General features: G+C 63.1%; 17 protein-coding genes. 9 read left to right on the top strand and 8 right to left on the bottom strand.

Translation table 11 applies throughout. The annotated features are described in order from the left end of the window. From GEV01_RS00885 to GEV01_RS00855, 7 genes are all read left to right on the top strand, one after another. On the top strand, positions 1-1,734 hold the full coding sequence (locus tag GEV01_RS00885) for an ABC transporter ATP-binding protein/permease (RefSeq protein WP_152800810.1): 1,734 nt from the start codon (positions 1-3) through the stop codon (positions 1,732-1,734). Next, entirely contained in the window at positions 1,727-3,487 is a 1,761-nt protein-coding gene (locus GEV01_RS00880) for an ABC transporter ATP-binding protein (RefSeq protein ID WP_152800808.1), read from the top strand. Before GEV01_RS00885 ends, GEV01_RS00880 begins: the two co-directional genes overlap by 8 nt. Positions 3,488-3,499: 12 nt before the next feature. Beyond that, entirely contained in the window at positions 3,500-5,710 is a 2,211-nt protein-coding gene (locus GEV01_RS00875; protein WP_152800806.1) for a TonB-dependent receptor, read from the top strand. A 14-nt stretch (positions 5,711-5,724) separates the two neighbouring features. Then, a complete protein-coding gene (locus GEV01_RS00870) occupies positions 5,725-6,981 on the top strand; it encodes an MFS transporter (RefSeq protein WP_152800804.1) in 1,257 nt (418 codons plus the stop codon). An 82-nt stretch (positions 6,982-7,063) separates the two neighbouring features. Beyond that, the gene (locus GEV01_RS00865; protein ID WP_152800802.1) at positions 7,064-7,657 is read left to right on the top strand and encodes an undecaprenyl-diphosphatase; all 594 of its coding nucleotides are present in this window, start codon (positions 7,064-7,066) and stop codon (positions 7,655-7,657) included. A 3-nt stretch (positions 7,658-7,660) separates the two neighbouring features. Then, entirely contained in the window at positions 7,661-8,323 is a 663-nt protein-coding gene (locus GEV01_RS00860; protein WP_152800800.1) for a response regulator transcription factor, read from the top strand. Continuing rightward, positions 8,299-9,654, top strand: a complete 1,356-nt coding sequence (locus GEV01_RS00855) for a sensor histidine kinase (protein ID WP_152800798.1) — start codon at positions 8,299-8,301, stop codon at positions 9,652-9,654. Before GEV01_RS00860 ends, GEV01_RS00855 begins: the two co-directional genes overlap by 25 nt. Positions 9,655-9,659: 5 nt before the next feature. Here the strand turns inward: GEV01_RS00855 and GEV01_RS00850 are convergent, their stop codons facing one another. The 3 genes from GEV01_RS00850 to GEV01_RS00840 form a co-directional block, all read right to left on the bottom strand. Beyond that, on the bottom strand, positions 9,660-10,064 hold the full coding sequence (locus tag GEV01_RS00850) for a histidine kinase (RefSeq protein ID WP_152800796.1): 405 nt from the start codon (positions 10,062-10,064) through the stop codon (positions 9,660-9,662). A gap of 29 nt (positions 10,065-10,093) precedes the next feature. Further along, positions 10,094-10,861 (bottom strand): COG4705 family protein, encoded by a 768-nt coding sequence (locus tag GEV01_RS00845; RefSeq protein ID WP_152800794.1) that lies wholly within the window; start codon positions 10,859-10,861, stop codon positions 10,094-10,096. A gap of 171 nt (positions 10,862-11,032) precedes the next feature. Next, positions 11,033-13,747 carry an AAA domain-containing protein gene (locus GEV01_RS00840; RefSeq protein WP_152800793.1) on the bottom strand — a complete coding sequence of 905 codons (2,715 nt, stop codon included), beginning with the start codon at positions 13,745-13,747 and terminating at the stop codon, positions 11,033-11,035. Between the two features lie 337 nt (positions 13,748-14,084). Between GEV01_RS00840 and GEV01_RS00835 the strand changes: the two genes are divergently transcribed. Next, positions 14,085-15,251 carry an FAD-dependent oxidoreductase gene (locus GEV01_RS00835; RefSeq protein ID WP_328595404.1) on the top strand — a complete coding sequence of 389 codons (1,167 nt, stop codon included), beginning with the start codon at positions 14,085-14,087 and terminating at the stop codon, positions 15,249-15,251. Between the two features lie 31 nt (positions 15,252-15,282). After that, positions 15,283-17,004 (top strand): flavin monoamine oxidase family protein, encoded by a 1,722-nt coding sequence (locus GEV01_RS00830; protein WP_152800789.1) that lies wholly within the window; start codon positions 15,283-15,285, stop codon positions 17,002-17,004. A gap of 66 nt (positions 17,005-17,070) precedes the next feature. On the opposite strand, the gene GEV01_RS00825 is transcribed toward GEV01_RS00830, so the two are convergent. From GEV01_RS00825 to GEV01_RS00805, 5 genes are all read right to left on the bottom strand, one after another. Continuing rightward, positions 17,071-17,595, bottom strand: coding sequence for a protein tyrosine phosphatase family protein (locus GEV01_RS00825; RefSeq protein ID WP_175022859.1), 525 nt, complete (start codon positions 17,593-17,595; stop codon positions 17,071-17,073). 13 nt (positions 17,596-17,608) lie between these two features. Further along, a complete protein-coding gene (locus tag GEV01_RS00820) occupies positions 17,609-17,875 on the bottom strand; it encodes a globin family protein (RefSeq protein ID WP_152800785.1) in 267 nt (88 codons plus the stop codon). A 43-nt stretch (positions 17,876-17,918) separates the two neighbouring features. Next, on the bottom strand, positions 17,919-18,134 hold the full coding sequence (locus GEV01_RS00815; protein WP_152800783.1) for a hypothetical protein: 216 nt from the start codon (positions 18,132-18,134) through the stop codon (positions 17,919-17,921). A 62-nt stretch (positions 18,135-18,196) separates the two neighbouring features. Further along, on the bottom strand, positions 18,197-19,084 hold the full coding sequence (locus tag GEV01_RS00810) for a hypothetical protein (RefSeq protein WP_152800781.1): 888 nt from the start codon (positions 19,082-19,084) through the stop codon (positions 18,197-18,199). Beyond that, positions 19,065-19,295 carry a hypothetical protein gene (locus GEV01_RS00805; RefSeq protein WP_152800779.1) on the bottom strand — a complete coding sequence of 77 codons (231 nt, stop codon included), beginning with the start codon at positions 19,293-19,295 and terminating at the stop codon, positions 19,065-19,067. Before GEV01_RS00805 ends, GEV01_RS00810 begins: the two co-directional genes overlap by 20 nt. Positions 19,296-19,304: the final 9 nt, after the last annotated feature.

Raw genomic sequence — 19,304 nt, 5'->3', positions numbered from 1 at the left:
ATGAACCTTCCATTGTGGCGCCTTGCGCAACGCTTCCTCTCCGCGATACTGGCTTGCATCGGAAGCAACCTGCTGGTGACGGCCAGCTACGTCGCCCAGGCGCTGTGCCTGGCGATGACGGTGCGCGCGCTCTACCAGCAGGAGCCCGGCTGGCAGACCTGGCTGGCGGCCTATGCCGTGCTGGCCGTGGTGCGCACGCTGCTGATGTGGGTGAGCGAGCGCGCCGCGCAAAAGGCCGCCGCAACGGTCAAGTTCCGTCTGCGCGCCGAGCTGCTCGAACCGGCGCTGCGCGCGCCGGCCGGAGTCAGCGAGGCGGAGCTGCAAAACACCCTGGTCAACGGCGTGCAAGCGCTGGAGACGTACTACAGCCGCTACATCCCGGCGCTGTTCGGGGCGTTGCTCGGCTGCGGTGCGATCATCGTCTACCTGGCCTGGCTGGACCCCGCCTCGGCATTGGTGCTGGCCGTGTGCGCCCTCGCCCTGCCCGTGTCCGACCGGCTCTGGCTGCGCTGGCGCCGCCCGCAGGCCACCGGCCTGTTCGGCAGCATGGGCCGCTTCGCCGCCTATCTGCAGGACAGCCTGCAAGGCGTCGAAACCCTGAAGGCCTGCGGCGCCAGCGCCGCGCGGCGCCGCGTGCTGGCCGACCACGCGCACGCGCTGCGGCAGCAGGCGATGTCGGTGCTGTACCTGGTCCTGATGCGCAACGGCCTGACCGGGTTGTTCGGCCTGGGCGCCATCGCGCTGGTGCTGGGCATGAACGTCGTGCGCAGCGCGAACGGCAGCCTCGCCCTGGACAGCCTGCTCATCATTTTGTTCCTGGCGCGTGAAAGCTTCCGCCCGCTCGACAGCCTGGACAAGGGCTTCCACACGGCCTGGGGCGCCGCCAGCGCGATCAAGCCAGTCACCGCGCTGCTGGACGCTCACACCCAAACGCCGCCGCAATGGCAGCCTCCATCGCAGCCGAGCACGGCGTCGACCTCGTATGCGCTGCGCTACGAAGGCGTGCATTTCAGTTGGCCCGGCAACGCCGAATCGGCTGTGAGCGACTTGAATTTCACCATCGGCGAGCGGGAATTCGTCGCCGTCGTCGGCACCTCGGGCGCCGGAAAATCGACGCTGGCCGCCTTGGCGCTGGGCTTCGCAGCGCCGCAACACGGCGAGATCAGCCTGGGCGGACAGCCCATGCGGCGCTACTCGCAGGAACAATGGCGCGCTTACTTCAGCGCGGTGCTGCAGGACAGCACGCTCTTCTCCGGCACGATCACGTCCAATCTGTTGCTGGCCGATCCGCACGCCAGCATCGAGGCCATGTACGAGGCGACGCGGCTGGCCGGCCTGCACGAGGAAATCCTGCGCATGCCGCAAGCCTACGCGACCGAGATCGGCGAGCGCGGCAGCGCGCTCTCCGGCGGCCAGCGCCAACGCCTGGCCCTGGCGCGGGCGTGGCTGAAGGACGCGCCCATCCTCGTGCTCGACGAAGCCACAGCGCATGTCGACGCGGCCAGCGAAGAAGCGATCGGCGCTGCCATCGCCCGCCACACCGGACGGCGCAGCCTGCTGGTCATAGCCCACCGCCTGGACACGCTGCAACGCGCCGACCGCATCCTCGTGATGGAGCGCGGCCGCATCGTCGAACAGGGCAACCACCAGCAATTGATGGCGCTCGACGGGGCCTACGCCCGCCTGTACGCCGCCCAGCAAACCACCGAAACAACGGGAGCCGAACATGGATGAAGTCTTGGACATATCGCCGCAATTGAGCCGTGACGGCCGGCCCGCATGGCGCGAACGAATCGCCGCCTATCTGGCGCTGGTCCAACTGGCGCGCACGCAGAGCCGCCTGCTGACGCTGACACTGTGCGCCAGCGTGCTGGCCCAGGCCGGCATCATCGGCAGCCTGGCGCTGGGCGCGTGGCTGACCGGGCTCGCTTGCGCCGGCCAGGCGCCGGAGCCCATCTATCTGGCAGCGCTGGCGGCAACAGTGGTCGGCGGCGCGCTGGCGCGCTGGTGGCAGGCCGACGTGTCGCACCGGCTGGCCTTCGCGCTGATCGAAACCCTGCAAGTCGGCATCTACTCCGGCCTGGAGCGCGCCGCCCCGCTGCCCGGCACCCGCAGCGGCGATCTGGCCAGCATCGCGACCCAGGATGCGCAAACGATGGAACATTTTTTCGCCCACTTCCTCGGCGACCTGCTGGCCGCCGTGCTGCTGCCGCTGTTCGCCCTGTTGCTGCTGGCGTGGATAGACCCGCTGTTGGCGCTGGCCTGGCTGCCGCTGCTGCCCTTGCTGGCCTCGGTGCCGCTGTGGCTGGGATGGCGGGCCGAAGTCCAGGGCAAGCAGCTGGCATCCGTGCAGGCGCGGCTCAATGCCGACGTGGCCGAAGGCCTGCAGGGCCGCAAGGAATTCGCCGTGTTCGGGCAGGAAGACCGCTGGCTGCACAAGCTGGCGTCGAACGTGCAGAGCTTGCAGACGGCGCAGAAGAAGTACGCCGCCCGCGCCGGCCTTGAACAGGCGGCCATCGAGCTGCTGCAAGCCGGCGCGGTCGTGCTGGTGGCCCTGGCTGCGGGACATCTGGTGCTCAACCTGAGCGTGCCGCCTGCCCTGCTGCCGCTGGTGCTGGTGCTGGCCGCCACGGCGGCGCTGCCGCTGGCCGAGCTGGCCCAAAGCGCGCGCAAGCTGGGCGAGCTGAAGGCGGCGGCGCAACGCATCCTCCATGTGCTGCAGCTGCCCGAGCGCATACCGGACACGGGCCGCGCCACGCCCAAGCACGCGACGCTGAACTTCCGCCAGGTCGGCTTCGGCTATGCGGAGCGCCAGGTTTTGCAAGGCATCGATTTCCAGTTGCGGCCGGGCGAGATCGTCGCGCTGGTCGGCGCCTCCGGCGTCGGCAAGAGCACCTGCGGCAAGTTGATGCTGCGTTTCTTCGACGTGCAGGCCGGACAGATCTGCATCGGCGATACGGACATCCGCGACCTGTCGCTGGCCGCGCTGCGCCAGACGGTGGCCTATGTGCCGCAGGATGTCTACCTGTTCGAAGACAGCGTCGCCAACAATATCCGCCTCGGCCGGCCCGACGCCAGCATGGCAGAAGTGGAAAGGGTCGCCCGGCTGGCGCAGGCGCATGACTTCATCTGCCGCCTGCCGCAAGGCTACGACACGCCGTGCGGCGTGCGTGCCAGCCGTTTGTCCGGCGGACAAGCGCAGCGCATCGCCATCGCGCGCGCGCTGCTGCAACAGGCGCCCATCCTGGTGCTGGACGAGGCCACCTCCCACATCGACACCGTCGGCGAGCTGGCCCTGCACAAGGCACTGAACACCCTGCGGGCCGGGCACGGCATTTTGCTGATCGCACACCGGCCGTCCACGATACGCCAGGCCGACCGCATTCTCGTGCTGGAGCACGGGCGCATTGTCGAGCAAGGCAATCACGCCGAGTTACTGGCGCGCCAAGGCGCGTACGCGCGCCTTCTTTCAAATGAGTCCACATAAAGGTGATGAAGTATGAGTGTAGATAGTTGGCAGCATCCGTTGTCGTCCCGTACACCGTTCCGTCTGGCCGGTCCTTGCCTCCTCGGCATCGGCCTGGCCATGATCCAGCCAGCCAGGGCCGACGACCCGCAGCCCGCTTCAAACGCTCAAGCCACGCAACTGGAAACCATCCGCGTCAGCGCCAGGCGGCATGACGAAACCGATTACTCGGTGCCGATCAGTCTTCAGGCCTTCACCGCCGAAGACCTGGCTTGGCGCATCAGCCCGGGCCAGAGCAACGCCAGCCTGGCCCGCAGCGTGCCCAATCTCAGCTTCGTCGATCTGGGGACGACCTACAGCAACGTGTTCACCATACGCGGCGTGGGTTCCTTCATGCCGCTGTCCAGCGACGACAGCTCGGTCGTGGTGTATCTGAACGACGTGCCGCGCGCCGCCACCGGCGCCGCGCCCAGCCTGCTGGATGTGGAGCGGGTCGAAGTCCTGCGCGGCCCGCAAGGCACGCTGTTCGGCCGCAATACCCAGGGCGGCGCGATCCAGATCATCCCCAATGCGCCCGAGTTCCGCCGCAGCCTCAGCACTGCGCTGGAGGTGGGCGAACACGGCCATGTGTCCACCGACGTGGTGGCGAACACGCCGCTGGCGGACAAGCTGGCGGTGCGCCTGGCGCTGCGCTACACCGACCAGGACGGCCGGATACCGAATCTGTCGACCGGGACCAAGGACGGCGCGGTACGCGTGGGTGCGGCGCGCGCCTCGCTGCTGTGGGGCGTGGATGACCGCACGCTGCTCAGCGCCATCGTGTTCCAGGACCAGACGCGCAGCAGCGTGTCCCGCTTCGTCTGGCGGGAAAATCCCGCCTTTCCGCAAATCGCCCAGGACACCGAGACGCTGGGGCAATGGCGCGACAGCGGCGTCAGCGTCCGGCTGGAACACGACTTCCCGCTGATGAAGCTGACGGCGGTCAGCAGCTACCAGGATTCCAGCAACCGACAAGTCTTCGACCTGAGCGACGCGCTGATCAACGTCGCCATGACGCATCGTCCGGCGTCAGTATTCAATGTGCCGGGCGCGGACATGAGCTCGATGAACCTGCATGAAAAAACCATGATGCAGGAGCTGCGCCTGAACGCGCCCGCCGACAGCCCGCTGCAATGGACGGCGGGCTTGAACTACTTCCGCTCGGACTTCGACAACACCACCGTCGCGCGGGCGTCGCCGGCCGCCTTCAGTTTCGTCAGCACCCAGAACGGCCGCCAGTACAACCGCACGCGAACCGGCAGCACCTCACTGTTCGGCGAGGCCAACGTGCCGCTGGCCGCCAACATCAGCGGCATCGCCGGACTGCGCTACACGACCGAGCACAAGACCGCGAGCTATGTTTTCGACGGCAACGGCAATCCCATGGTCGTGCCGCACTTCGACGGCAAGGAGGAACTCGACGCCCATCTCCTGACCGGACGACTGGGACTATCGCACGACGACAACCGCGGCACCCTGCTTTACGCCACGGCGGCGCGCGGCGCATCCGCTGCCGGCTACTCGGCCCTGTCCACCAGCAGCCCACGCGGCAAGCTGGAGCCAGCCTTCCCCGAATCCAGCAACTGGACCTACGAGGCGGGCTTCAAATCCCGCGCACTGGCGGCCGGCCTGGACGTGCGCATGGCCGTGTTCTACAACGACGTGAAGAATGGCCACCTGGTCGTGTTCGACCCCGGCCAAGCGCTGTTGCGCCCGGTCTCGCTCGACTACCGCAGCCAGGGCGCGGAGTTGGAAGTGGAAGCACAGGCCACCCAGCGCCTGCACCTGCGCGCAGGCCTGGGATACACCAACGGCAAGCTGGCGCACGTGCCGCCGCAACATCTGTCCGGCGCGAAGAGTGGCGCTCCGTTGCCCAACGTCCCCAAATACAGCGTCGACCTGGCGGCCGATTACACCGTCGACGCCCGGTTGTTCGGGTTCGCCGGCCAGCTCAAGAGCAACGTCGGCTGGCAGTTCGTGAGCCAGCGCAGCACCGATATCAAGCAGAGTTTCTACCTGCCCGGCTACGCGCTGCTGAACGCCCGCCTGAGCTGGCAGTATCGCGACTGGAACCTCTACACCTACGCCAACAATCTGGCCAACCGTAGCTACGCCATGACCGGACAAGCCTGGTCGGCCGGCGTCAATTCCGTCCGCCCGGGCCAAAGCCGTGAGCTCGGTCTCGGCGTGATCAAACAATTTTAACGAAAGGACCCGCCATGCTCGACACGATCATAGACGGTGCTGTCAAGGCGCCTGCCGCGCATCCCAGCCGTACCTGGCCCATCCTCGGCGCGATAGTGGTGATCTACCTGGCGCTGGGCACCATCATGGGTTTCCTGCAAGGCCTGGGGCCGGTGCTGCGCGGCCAGGGCATCCCGCTGCGCGACATGCGCGGGCTGTTCCTGGTGTTGATACCCTTCGGCCTGGCGTTCTTGTGGGCGCCCTGGGTGGACCGCCTGCGCTGGCCCTGGCTGCGGCATCGCAGCGGCTGGATATTGAGCATGCAGGCGCTGGCGCTGCTGGCGGTGGTCGCCATGGCCGGGATGCCGATGCCGACCACGTCATGGTGGCCCACCTTGATCCTGGCCTGCATCGCCACCGCAGCGGTGGCGACCACCGATCTGGCGGTCGATGCCTTCTGCGTCGAGCACGTCAGCCCCGCGCATCGGGCGCGCGCGGCGGCGGCCAAGATGGGCGGGATTTCCATCGGCGTTTTTGTGGGAGGCGGCGTCATCGTCGGCGAATACGCGCGCTTGCAATGGCAAGGCAGCCTGCTGTGCATCGCCGCGATCCTGGCGCTGGCCTGCGTGCCGGTGCGCAGCCTGTCGACGCGGGAGCGCGGCGGCCGCACGGCGGCTCAGCGCGCCAATGCGGCCGCCGCGTCCAGTCTGCGCTCGGCCTTGCGCCACCAGGTCTTGCGGCAGCGGCTGCTGCGCGTCACCCTCGTGACGTGCAGCCTGCTGGCGCTGTTCAGTTTCAACCGCCTGCTGTTGACCGACATGGGCGTGCCGCTGGCGCGCATCGCCTGGCTGCTGGGCGCCATCACGCCGCTGGCCAACGCCATCGCCTGCCTGTTCACGCCCTGGCTGTGCCGGTGCTGGCCGGCACGCGTGGTGGCCTGGTGGGCGGCAGGAGTCGGCATCTGTGCGACCTTGCTGCTGGCCGCCGCGTATTGGAGCCAGCAGCACGATCTGGCGATCGCCGCGGCAATTGCCAGCAGCGCCGCAGCCGCCGCGCTCTACGTGGTGCTGGCCAGCCTGATCCTGGGATGGGCCGACCAGCGCCGCGCCGCCACCGACTATGCGCTCCTGTATGGCCTGGGGCGCCTGTTCGCGACGATAACGCTGCTGCTCCTGCCGGCCTGGATCGCGCACATCGGCTGGATACGGTTCTTGCTGGTCGACGCCACCGCATTCCTGCTCGCGCTGACGCTGCTGTTACGCCTGCCCCAGGCCGAGGCCGGACCAACATAAAAGTTTGATCAGTACCTCTCCGGCTCAGTGTCAGCTAAGCCGGAGAGGTTATAGTCATGTGCCGCCATCATATTGGATTTCCATGACTACTCTGAACACCGACCTGTTCCTGCTGCTAGCCGCGCCGCCTTCGCCCCCGCCGCCGGTGCTTGCCGCCGCCATCGCACTGGCCGAGACTGCCATCCTGGCCGTGCCGCTGCTGCTGGTGGCGGGATGGCTGCGCGGCAGCCCGGCCTGGCGCCAGGCGGCGCTGGAAGCATGCCTGGCGGCCGCCGTCGCGCTCGGGCTGGCGCAGCTGGCCGGCCTGTTGTTTCCCCACAATCGCCCGTTCATGGACGGCATCGCCCGCGCCTGGGTTGCTCACGCGCCGGACGCTTCCTTCCCCAGCGACCATCTGACGCTGCTGTGGTCCGTGGCCTTGAGCCTGTGCCTGCACCCCGCCACCCGCCGCGCCGGCGCCGGACTGGCCCTGCTGGGCGTGCCGATGGCGTGGTCGCGCATCTACATCGGGGTGCACTACCCTGCCGACATGGCCGGCGCGCTGTTGATCGGGGCCATCGGCGCCTGCGTGGCGCGGCAGTTGGGCGCGCTGCCGGCGCTGGCCTACCCGCCGGCCGAGCGCCTGTACCGCAGCCTGTTCCGGCCATTGATCCAGCGCGGCTGGGTGCGGGAGTAGGCCATGCGCGTGCTGCTGGTCGAGGACGACCCGATGATAGGCGCCGCCGCCCATGCGGCACTCAAGGCCGCGTCCTATGCGGCCGACTGGGTGCGCAACGGCCAAAGCGCGCTCGATACGCTGGCGTGCCAGCACTACGACCTGGTGCTGCTGGACCTGGGCCTGCCGGGCAAGGATGGCATGGCCGTGCTGCGCGCCGTGCGCGCGTCCGGCAACGAAGTGCCGCTGCTGATCATCACCGCGCGCGACGGCCTCGATGAACGCATCGAAGGCCTGGACAACGGCGCCGACGACTATGTGCCCAAGCCGTTCGAGATGAGCGAGCTGCTGGCGCGCATGCGCGCCGTGATGCGCCGCAAGGGTGGCAGCGCCGCGCCGGTGCTGAGCAACGGCGTGTTGACGCTGGACCCGGCCACGCGCCAGGCCTCCAGCGGCGAACTCACGGCGCAGCTGTCGAACCGCGAGTTCGCGCTGCTACAGGCGCTGATGCGGCGCCCCGGCGCCATCCTGTCGCGCAGCGAACTGGAAGAACGCATCTACGGCTGGGGCGAGGAAGTGGAAAGCAACGCGGTCGAATTCCTGATTCACGCGCTGCGCAAGAAATTCGGCGCGGGCGCCATCAAAAACGTCAGGGGGGTGGGATGGATGGTCGACAAAAGCATCTGAAGGATTCGCTGCAACTGCGGCTGTCGCTGTGGCTGACGGGCGGCATCCTGGCGGTGGCCGTGCCGGCCGCCGCGCTGTCGTTCGTGGCGGCTTATGACGAGGCCAACGAGCTACAGGACGACGCCCTGCGCCACGTGCACGCGCTGTTCGACCAGCACCGGCTTGTCGCGGCGCCGCTCCGCGCGGCAGACAGCAATCCCTTTGCCGGTGGCGACGAGGCGCGCGTGGTGGTGCAGTTGCTGCCGTCGCAGCCGGTGCCGGCACTGGAGCAGCGGACGGCCGACGAGCCACTTCAGCAGCTGGCCGCCCTGCCCGACGGCATCCACCGCCGCACCATCGCCGGCACGCCCTACCGCATCCTGCTGCAGCGGCTGTCCACCGGCGAGCGGCTGGCGGTAGCGCAGGCGGCCGCGGTGCGCGACGAGATCGCGCTGGAAGGCGCGCTGCGCACACTGCTGCCGCTGCTGGTGCTGCTGCCGCTGCTGCCATTGCTGGTGGTGCTGATGGTGCGGCGCGGCTTTCGTCCCATCGCCACGCTGGCCGGCGATATCGACCGCCGCAGCGAGCATGAACTGCAGCCGCTGGCGCCGGACTTTCTGCCGTCGGAAATGCGCCCCTTCGTTACCGCCATCAACCGGCTGCTGGAGCGTGTGGCGCAAGCCATGCAGGCGCAGCGCCGCTTCGTCGCCGACGCCGCCCACGAACTGCGCTCGCCGATGACGGCGCTGTCGCTGCAAGCCGAAGCGCTGGCCGACAGCGATTTGCCACCGGCAGCGCAAGCCAAGGTGGCGACGCTGCGTTCCGGCCTGCGGCGCGGCCGCGACCTGCTGGAACAGCTGCTGTCGCTGGCCCGCGCCCAGTCCTCGCCGGCGCCGGCCGCTGTGCGCGTGTCGCTGCTGCTGGTGTTCCGGCTGGTGCTGGAGGATCTGATGCCGCTGGCGCAGGCGCGCAACATCGATCTGGGCGTCACCAGCGACATCGACGCCGCGCCGCTGGCGAGCGAAGTCGATCTGCTGCTCATGGTGCGCAACCTGGTCGACAACGCCATCCGCTACACGCCCGACGGCGGCCGCGTGGACCTGGCGGTGCGGGTCGGCGCCGAGGGCATCGGCGTGGAAGTGTGCGACTCCGGTCCCGGCATCGCTCCAGAAGAACGGGAGCGCGTGTTCGATCCCTTCTACCGCGCACTGGGCAATGCACACACCGGATCGGGGCTGGGCTTGTCGATCGTGGCCGCGGTGGCACGCCGCCTGGGCGCGCGCGTCACGCTGGACTATGCGGACCGGCAGGCGCTGGCCGGGCTGCGGGCCAGCATCCTGTTCAGCCGCTGAGGCGCTTATTTCGCCTGCGCCTTGTCGATGGCCGCCAGCAGGTCCGTCATCGCAGCCTTGCAGGCGGCGGCATCGGGACGACCGGCGCGCAGCGCTTCCAGCGCGCGGTCGATCGCCTTGTCGACCACGTGCCAATCGGCGGCTGCGCGCGGCTTCAGGCCGGCCTCGGCCTCGTCCCACGAGGTCTCCAGATCCTTGATGCGTTTCTTGCCGCCGGCCAGGTCGCCGGCATCGACCAGCTTGGCCGTGTCCTGGGCGATGGCGCGGAATTTCCCCAGGTCGCCCAGCTTGGCGCTGCTGGCAGCCTGCGCGGCCGGCAGCAGCGGGCTCGATGGTGAGATGGCGGCCGCCGCCAGGATGATGGCCGCAGCGGCCGCGATGATGCCGCGCTTGCAGGTCGGGTTTTGCATATGTGCTCCTCTTGGTTGAAAAATGGATGTCAGTTGGCGCGAACGGTTGCCGGCGTCCTGCTCACGAACGCCACCAGGGCGGCAATCGCCAGCAGGAACACGATGCTGGTGTTGACAGCGCCCCAGCCGATGCCGCCGTATTCGGTCGATTGCGACAGCAGGTCGCCCAGCGAGGCGCCCAGCGGACGCGTCAGAATGTAGGCCAGCCAGAACGTCAGCACCGGATTGGCGCCGTTGCGCCTGGCTGCGTAGATGATCGCGATCAGCGCGCCGAAAGCCAGCACGCCCACGCGGAAGCCCAGCGCCAGCTCCTCCGTCGCCAGGTCGCCGGCCGCCGTGCCCAGCGCGAAGGTCAGCAGGATCGCCGCCCAGTAGAAACGCTCGCGGCGTCCGGTGTTGATGGTGGTGATGGACAGCGTTCGTTCGCGGCGGTACCAGGCGGTAAACAGCAGGGCCAAAAGAACGCCAAAGACGGCCGTGCTGATGTACAGGCTCACGCCCATGCGGTCGGTCAGCGCGTCGGTGATCTGGGTGCCCGCCACACTGAGCAGCACCACGCACAGCCAGTACAGCCATGGCACGAAACGCGTGCTGCGCAGTTGGGCCACCAGTGCGCCGGCCAGCAGCGCGGCGGTGATGCCGCCGGTGATAGCCGTGCCCAGGCCGGCGTTCACCGCCAGATAGTCGGCGCCGGTCTCGCCGACGGTGGTGGACAGGATCTTGATGATCCAAAAGCTCAGCACGGCCGCCGGCACCTTGTTGGCCAGAGCGCCGGGCGCGGTAGTTTGTAGGGTCATGCAACACCTTGTCGAAGTGGGAAAGGGAACGCGCAGTCAATCATGACGACTGACAATTAGCAGTCCATTAGCCTACGGATTTGTTATCGACAAACGCTGGTTGCTCGATGCCGCAGCCTTCCTGATCGCGCTGACGCTGCTGTTACGCGCCCCCCCCGCACGAGGGCCGCGTCAATTTCCAGTAACGCCCGAGCTACCCATTGCCCACTGGTCCAGAAATTCTGCCACTCTTTCCTCGATAAAGCTCTCGACAGTCCGCAGTCGGAGCAATGGGATACCGCTCTTGTGCAGAATACTTTCTTTCAGTGCGTCGCGCGCCGACTGCGGCTTCGTCTCGTGCGATCCGCCGTCCACCTCGATCACCCCGAGCGGCGTTTTACCCACCTTGAAATACACGACAAAATCACAGCTGGCGTGGTTGCTCATGAACTCCCGTTCGCGTGGAGTCAACGTTTCATTGGCCGGTGAGGCCAATTGGGACAAAAAGATCTGGGCGTGGAATTTCATCGCCCCATATGCATCGCGGTCCATCACCTCGCGCAGAATTTGCGCCACGATCTGCTCCGACATGTAGCGGGAATCCTTGGAACTCAGTCGGCGACGCAGCCTTTCGAGCGACCGATCATATTCCTTGTAGAGCAGATCGAAGGCCGACACGACGGGCGCGCGATGGATCTGTTTTTCCTCGGCGTAGTACTCGATGTAGCGCACCAGCGCGGCGACATGGCCATTGTTTGCGGTAAAAACATCGTCGCCCGTCACCAGGGTGAACTTGTTCTTTGCCCTCGACACCGCCACATTGACCAAATGCGGATCGTCCACGAAATCGAGATTTCGCCGGCTGCTGTACTTCTTGTCCAACACCGTAGAGAACACGATCTCGTCACACTCCCTGCCCTGGAATTTATGCACTGTGTCTTTGACGAAGTCCTCAGGCAGGCGGGTGCGAGAGAGCGCGACCTGCGCATTGTAGGGTGCGATGAATCCCCTGTTGCCCTCGCTATCCCAGTCGCTTACGCCATCCCAGTTGAGGACTTCCTGCACCGAATCCAGCTCCCGCAGGTTTGCATTGCTGCGCGTGTGATTCCCCTTGGCAGTAACGATCAGCTTCAACGATTCTTCACCGGCGTTTTGCGTCATGGGCACAAGCTGGTTGTCATAAAACTGCTGGTTGCAGAACTGGATGATCCTGGGGTGACAACGGTAGTGTTCCTTCAGCAGCGTCTTCGGTACGGTATCGTTGAAGACGCTGACGCACGAGTCAAGCAGGCTGTATTTTTCGCAATCGTAGAATTCAACCGGCGCCTCGACGCCAACGACCGCTGGAATATGCGGCAACTGTTTCCGGTCGCCGACAATGATCAGGTTTCTGGCGCAGCCCAAGGCCAGGATGCCCGGGACGATGTCCTGCTGCGAAGCCTCATCGATGATCACATAGTCGAGCAATGCGCCTTCGCCCATGGAGTTGATGATGGAATGCGTGCTGCTGCCAATAATGGGGAAGCGTTTTACAAAGGCGTCAAACTGCCGACGATAACTGCGGGCATCGAATTCTTGCTGGTCAGGGATGTGCCGGCGCAGATGCTGTTTGAGATAGCCCATCGACCACCGGGTCAACTGATCGAGCAAGGCATCGAAACGACCTCGCGCCAGCGCGTCCTGATGGGCCGCCAATGCCGCGCCCCTCTCCCCCAGCGCCTTGTCGTAATAATCAAGCTGCAACGCAAAGATCGCTGCCTTGCGCTTTTCCCGGCTATCAAAGGGTTTCATCCGCAGGATCTTGAAATTAAACAGCAGCTCGATCCTGTCCCTGATCTTGACGCGACGCTCGGCAAGATGGGCCAGATAAGCCATCAAGTCCGAAGACTCTTGTGGCGACAGACGGTACTTCTCCAGAGACACCGGCGCCTCGGTCAAATTGTCGCGCTGCCACTCCAGCAGGTAGCGCCGCTCCACCGCCAGTTCATCCATCTCGGCCCGCAAGCGCGCCACGGCGGCCTGTGCGTGAAGCTGCTGCTTCAGCTTTTGCATCGTAGCCTGAATGTCATCCATGGCAAGCGGGGGGACCTCGGGCTCCGCCGGCACCTTGGGCAAGGCATTGAAAAAAGCTGTACGGTTCTGCTCACTGCCCAGTCTGGCGGCAAGATAGCCCAGCCCGGCCGCGCCAAGTTTCTCGTAGACGTTTTCTACCGCGGCGTTGTTGTTGGACAGAATAGCGACGGTGCCTTTGCGCAGCAGGACATTGGCGACGATATTCAATATCGTCTGCGTTTTCCCAGTACCTGGCGGCCCCTCGATCAAACTGATTTGCGACGCAAACGCTTGTTCAACCGCCTGCTGCTGGCTTTCATTGACGCCGAATGGGTAGATGAAACCGCCACCCGATGCGCGCTGTCCGTTCTGCGCCGTGCAGTAGGCCTGCAACGCGGTATCTTCATGGGCGACCACCTTGTCAAGCTGGCGCAATACGTTCTCGGCGATCGGACGATTCTTCGCAGACGCGTGTTCCACCCTGGCCTGGGCAACCTCGGCAAAATAGCGGAATACATCCCCGTCCTTGATCGCCGTTTCGGCGACGAACACAAGATCGTCCGGATTCTCGATGTCGATCGTTGCGCTGCCGCGGGACTGCACAGCGGCAAACCGCCCGCCGTAGATAGACACGTCCTCAACCGCTTTGAACCGCACGCCGCCTTTGCTCGAAAGTAGCCCTCCCGGCACCACGACGGTAGGGTCAACTCGACAATTACTCAACGGACTGTGAAAGGATTTACCAGAGGGGAAGATGCAAGTCAGCATCAACTCCCCTTGCTTGGGTCCCCACCATATTTTCCAGTCGCTGATTTGCCTGGTCTTGTCCTGGCCATTCACCCAGATTGAAACCATATGTACCTTATATAAAAAACGGCTACGGTATATTACTATGGCCGGCCGAATCTCACATACATAATGCATTCCACTCTGTAAATAACAAGCAAATTAATAGCCATGACCGGCGTCAAGTTAATTAAAAATATATAAAAATCTCCGTTGGAATAAGCCAACACAGGCATTATCTTTTTGAAAATTAATGTAATACTACCCTTCACGGTGTGCCGTTCTTGCGCACATCCGATTCCCTCCAGAGTTATCACCATCCTCCGCTTGTTACTATTGGAAAGGTAGTGTTATGCCTGTCGATAAAATAAATAAGCCCGCATCCGGTTTTCAGCAAACATATGACGTGATAGTCATAGGCGGTGGCCCGATGGGGCTCGCCACCGCGTATTACAACAGCAAGCGTTCCGCCTCCACGCTGGTGCTGGAACAGTTCACCTTCTTCAACCAGCAAGGCAGCTCGGCCGGTGTTTCCCGCCAGTTCCGCATCCCCTACCCGGATGAATACATGGTGAAGATGGCCGAAGATGCCCTGCCTTACTGGGCCGAGCTGCAAGCCCACAGCCAGGAGCAGCTGCTGACGACGGTCGGCACCCTGTGGTTCGGCGACCCGACCGTCCAGTCGACGGAAGGCAACATCGCCGCCGCTGAGCTGGCCATGCAGGCGCAGGACGTGCCCTACACCTCCTTGACCGTGGAGGAAATCGAAGCGCAATATCATTTCAAAGACTTGCCGCAGAATTACCGGGGCCTGTTCCAGGCCGACGGTGCCAGCATCGACTTGCTCGCCACCCAGCGCACCCTGTACGACTGCAATCTGGCCAGTCCGAATGTGACGATGCTCGAACAGTCGCCGGTCATCGGCATACAGCAATCCGATCAGCTGTTCATGGTGACGACGCCGGGCGGCACTTATGTCGGCAAGAAGCTGGTGATCGTGCCCGGGCCTTATATCAACGACGTCATTAACCTGCTCGATTTCAGAATTGAAGCGACGTATTGGAACATGGCCTCGTGCTATTTCAAAAAAACCGACCCCGCCATTCAATATCCGACCTGGTTTGTTTTCCAGCAGCCGGATGGCAAGAGCGGTAATCAGTTCTACGGTTTTCCCGAGGTCGAATGGAATTACCCCGACTATATCCGGGTTGCGCCGGACTTCGTGATGACGCCGCTGTCCGATCCCAACCAGGCCAGCTTTATCCCCAATCCCGACGAATTGGCGTACACCTCCGAGTGGGTACGCAAGCATATGACCGGACTCGACCCCACCCCGCATTACAAGTCCACCTGCCTGGTGGCGCTGAGCACCATCGCCGGCAAGGAAATGCTGATCGACTTTGCCCCGAGCTATGTGCCCAACCACCGCAACATCGTCATGTACGCAACCGGCTGGGCCGCCAAGTTCGTGCCGCTGCTGGGCAGCATTCTGTCGGAAATGGCGCTCGACGGTAAAAGCTCGTACGACATCTCGCACTTCCAGACCGGCCAGCTCTACTTCAGAACCATGTAAATAATTTAGCTACTTATATCGGGAGTCCAAAATGGTTGACAAAAATACGGCATTGAACACCGGCATGCAGGATGGATTGAAATTCGACGTGGCCATCGTGGGCGCCGGCATTTCCGGCATCTACACCGCCTACCGCCTGACCACGGAAGGCGCCAACACGGGCAGCCAGGTACAAGTCTTCGACATGAACACCCGCATTGCCGGTCGGCTTGAATCGGTGCGCCTGCCCGGCATGCCGACGGTACAGGGCGAACTGGGCGGCATGCGCTACCTGACCTCGCAAAAGATCGTCACCACGCTGATCGAACAGGTCTTCGCCGATCAGATGGAAGCGGTTGAATTCCCGATGGGCGATCCGGCAGATCTGTATATGTACTTGCGCAAGGATCGCTGCAAGCAAAACGCCTGGACGGAAGCGCAGAGCAGGGGGCAGAAGCTGCTTACCCGCTACTACCTGGACGACGACGACATCGGCTTCAGCGCCGATCAGTTGTTCAGCAAAGTGATCTACGACGTGCTGACCGCGGATCCGTGGTTCCGCGAAAATTTCGGCCAGCACGTCCACCAGGTCGACGCCTACACCTACGTCATCGAACTGACGCTGCGGCAATGGGACCAGGTCAAGCCCTACCTGACCTACCACTTCGAAGGTTCGCCGTACGACAAACGCCTCGTCAACGACATCGGCTTCTGGAACCTGCTGAAGGACCAGGTATCGCAGGAAGGCTATACTTTCCTGTCGACCGCCGGCGGCTACTACTCCAACACCATCAACTGGAACGCGGCGGAAGCCTTCCCCTACATGATCGGCGACTTCTCCGCCGGCGCGGAATACAAGACCATCGCCGAGGGTTTCGACAGCACGGTCTATGCGATGGCGAACGACTATATGCGTCACGAAGGCGCATGCATCTGGTCCGAAAACAAGCTGCTGACCTTCAACCGGCAACACCCGCAGAGCGCCACCCATCGCTACGAACTCGTGTTCCTCAACCTGCGCTCGAACCAGCAATGGCGGGCGTATGCCAATCGCCTGGTGCTGGCGATGCCGCGGCACTCGCTGGAGCTTCTGGACCAGGACAACTTCTTCTTCAACGTCAATGAAAACACCGAGCTGAACAAAAACATTCGCTCGGTCATCAAGGAGCCGGCGTTCAAGATCCTGATGGGATTCGACACGCCGTGGTGGAACGAGCTGGGCATCACCGCCGGCCACTCCATCACCGACCTGCCGATGCGCCAGTGCTACTACTTCGGCACCGCGAAAGTGACCGACCATTCGATGCTGCTCGGCAGCTACGGGGATATGGAGACGGAGACGTTCTGGAAGGCCCTGTCCGACGATCCGGTGAAGTTCCGGCCACGCGCAACCAGGCTGGCGTCGCAGCTCGAAGTCGAAGCATTGAACGATGTCGCCGCCAGCGACACGATGGTCAAAGAAGTGGTCAAGGAGCTGCGCGAACTGCACGGCGTGGGTATCCCCATGCCCTACGTCACCTGGTTCAAGGACTGGGGCGACGACCCGTTTGGCGCCGGCTATCACGCCTGGAAAGCCGGCTACAAGGTGCAGGATGTGATGCCCTACATGCGCAAGCCCATGGCGACAGAAGACATACACATCTGCGGCGAAGCCTATTCCGACCAGCAAGGCTGGGTCGAAGGCGCCTTCTGCGAGGCGGAGAAAATGCTGCAGTCCTATTTCGGCCTGCCGCGTCCGAGCTGGCTGCCGGCTGATTATTACCTCGGCTGGTAGACCTCAAAAAGCCTGCGCGGGGGTCGACACCGGCCTCGGCGCAGGCCGCCAGGAAAACCTTGATCTTCAATAAGGTTCAAACTGAATGCCCGCTTTTCGCAGCAGGGACACCATCAAGCTCTTCCAGGGCCCTTCCGGCGACCACACACGCGCGACCGATTCATAGGCGAGCTCGGGCTTCTCGTGAAGGACGATGGCGCGATACAGGAAGGTCATGCTGGAGGCGCGCATATTGACCTGGCAATGGACCAGAACTTTGCGATCGCGCAGTCGCGCCATGGCCTCCACGAAGGACTGGAAGTCGGCTTCCGTGGGATTTCCGAAGCGGATAGGAATATTGATGAACTCAAGGCCCTGCTGGCGAACGATCTCCGCTTCGCCGGCAATGGCGTCCGACACGGTCGGCGGCGCCAGGTAGATGACTGCGCCAAACCCTTGCGCGGCCAGGCCGGCCAGTGCCTTGGCTCCAGGCTGGCCCGATGTGACCAGCCGGGGTGAGATCGTGACCACGTTCGGTGCCTCGATCACTACATCCGTCGCGGATGCCGCGCCACATGCCAGCAGCCCGGCGAGCAGCGCGAGCACCGCCATTGCGCGCCGCGTTTTAACCACGATACGGCCCCTTGACTTCGCCCCAGCCCCACTTGGGCATGGGCGCATCCTGATCGGCCTGCGCCCCCGGCTGCGAGTTGATGACAGCCAGACGCGAACCCCACTCAAGATAGCCAACCAGCGCCGAGCGGAATTCCGGGTCGTCCGGCATGGCCAGCAAGGCGTCGCGCTTGACATGCTCGTAGAAGCGCGAGGTCAGACGACGCAGGGCATCGATACCGCCCAGCCATTCGTACAGCGTAGGAATGTTTTCGGACATGCTGAACCTTTCAAATGCGGTCTAAGGCATCTAGGGTAGCAGGTCAATCAACGCGCGCGGCACATTTTGCGCATTTCACGAGTCTCGTGCGGCCTATCGTCCAGCCGCACTCCCTCGCCGCAACCGCCGCCCGCTTGGCCCATGCTTCCATGGGATCATTGGCGACTTCTTCGAATTCAAAGAACGCGCGGCAATCATGGGATTCGCACACGAGCATGAATTCACAGAACAGCATTTCTTCAAGCAAGTCATTCAACATTGCAATGGCCTTCTAAACGTGGGACAAAAAAACCTTTAAGCACATAGCCGTGTGTTGATCTGCTACGGGACGTCGAACAAAATTTGCCAGTCTTGGTCTGGATCGAAGCAGTCTGGCAGTTCGTCGCCAGCACGCCACGAACCAAAGAAATCTTCGACGTGTCCTTCGGACATGATATGAAGGATGTTCGTTGGCGCAGGATGCTTTCGCGCCAAATACCCTAGCCGATGCCCATCCTCTCTGTCGTGGAAATTGAACCCCTCAATTTCCATGTCAGTGACCTGCGAAATAAGATCGTTTTGCAATTCGAAAGATTCGGTTACGTTCTTTCCAATCGATGCTTCCAGCAACTCGGACTGTAACTGGGCAACTTCGAGAAAAAAACGAGAATATTCAAAAATATCGAAGTCTGGTTTTGGGAATCGATCACCGCTGGACGGCGCCCTGTACGAGATCAACTCTCTAAATGCTTTGAGATGAAGAACTGACTTCTTTAGTCGTCCCGATAGCTCCCGATTCAAATTTGCGATCTCGTCGCAGGCGACGTTGATAGTCTTCGAATGCGACATCAGCAAGATGTCACCGCCATTCCATGCCACGTTGGGGCTGGTTAAAGCAATCGCGCGGAGAGAATGCAAGACGGTGTAGTAGCTAAGGTAGGACGTTACTGCGCGCAGATTCCTTTCTTCCGCATACTTCAAGCTTTGAGCCATCACGGAAGCAGCCAAGACCATTTTGGCCGAAAAGTAGACTCGCACTGTCCACTCAGAATTTAAGTCTTCGCTCCATTTTTTTGTCAGCAGCGCAAATTGCTGCATCAAGTCTTGTGAGCGGCGAGATACAGATTTTTCTTCGCAAAGTAAAGGGATCTGTTGAAAATCATACCACCACTCTCGGCCCGCATACTGGGCGCGACCACCTAGCAGTTTTTTAACCTGGATGTGTGTCATCTAATGAATCCAATAAGCACAAAGCTTTGAAAATGAGCCTGGAACGATAAATGTCCACAACTGGCCTTGCGGCCATCAGAACTTTACGTTGCCTGACACCTGTTGTCATGCAGGCCTTTGACGTCCTTCGCGTAAAAATCTGCACCACCGTTAAGGTCACGCCATGAAAAATGCCATTGATGATGCAGTCAAGATCATCAATGGCATTCATTTATCCCTC

Origin of the sequence: Rugamonas rivuli (assembly GCF_009380165.1) — a bacterium.
Taxonomy (GTDB): domain Bacteria; phylum Pseudomonadota; class Gammaproteobacteria; order Burkholderiales; family Burkholderiaceae_D; genus Rugamonas; species Rugamonas rivuli.
This window is presented reverse-complemented; position numbering and strand designations above follow the sequence as displayed.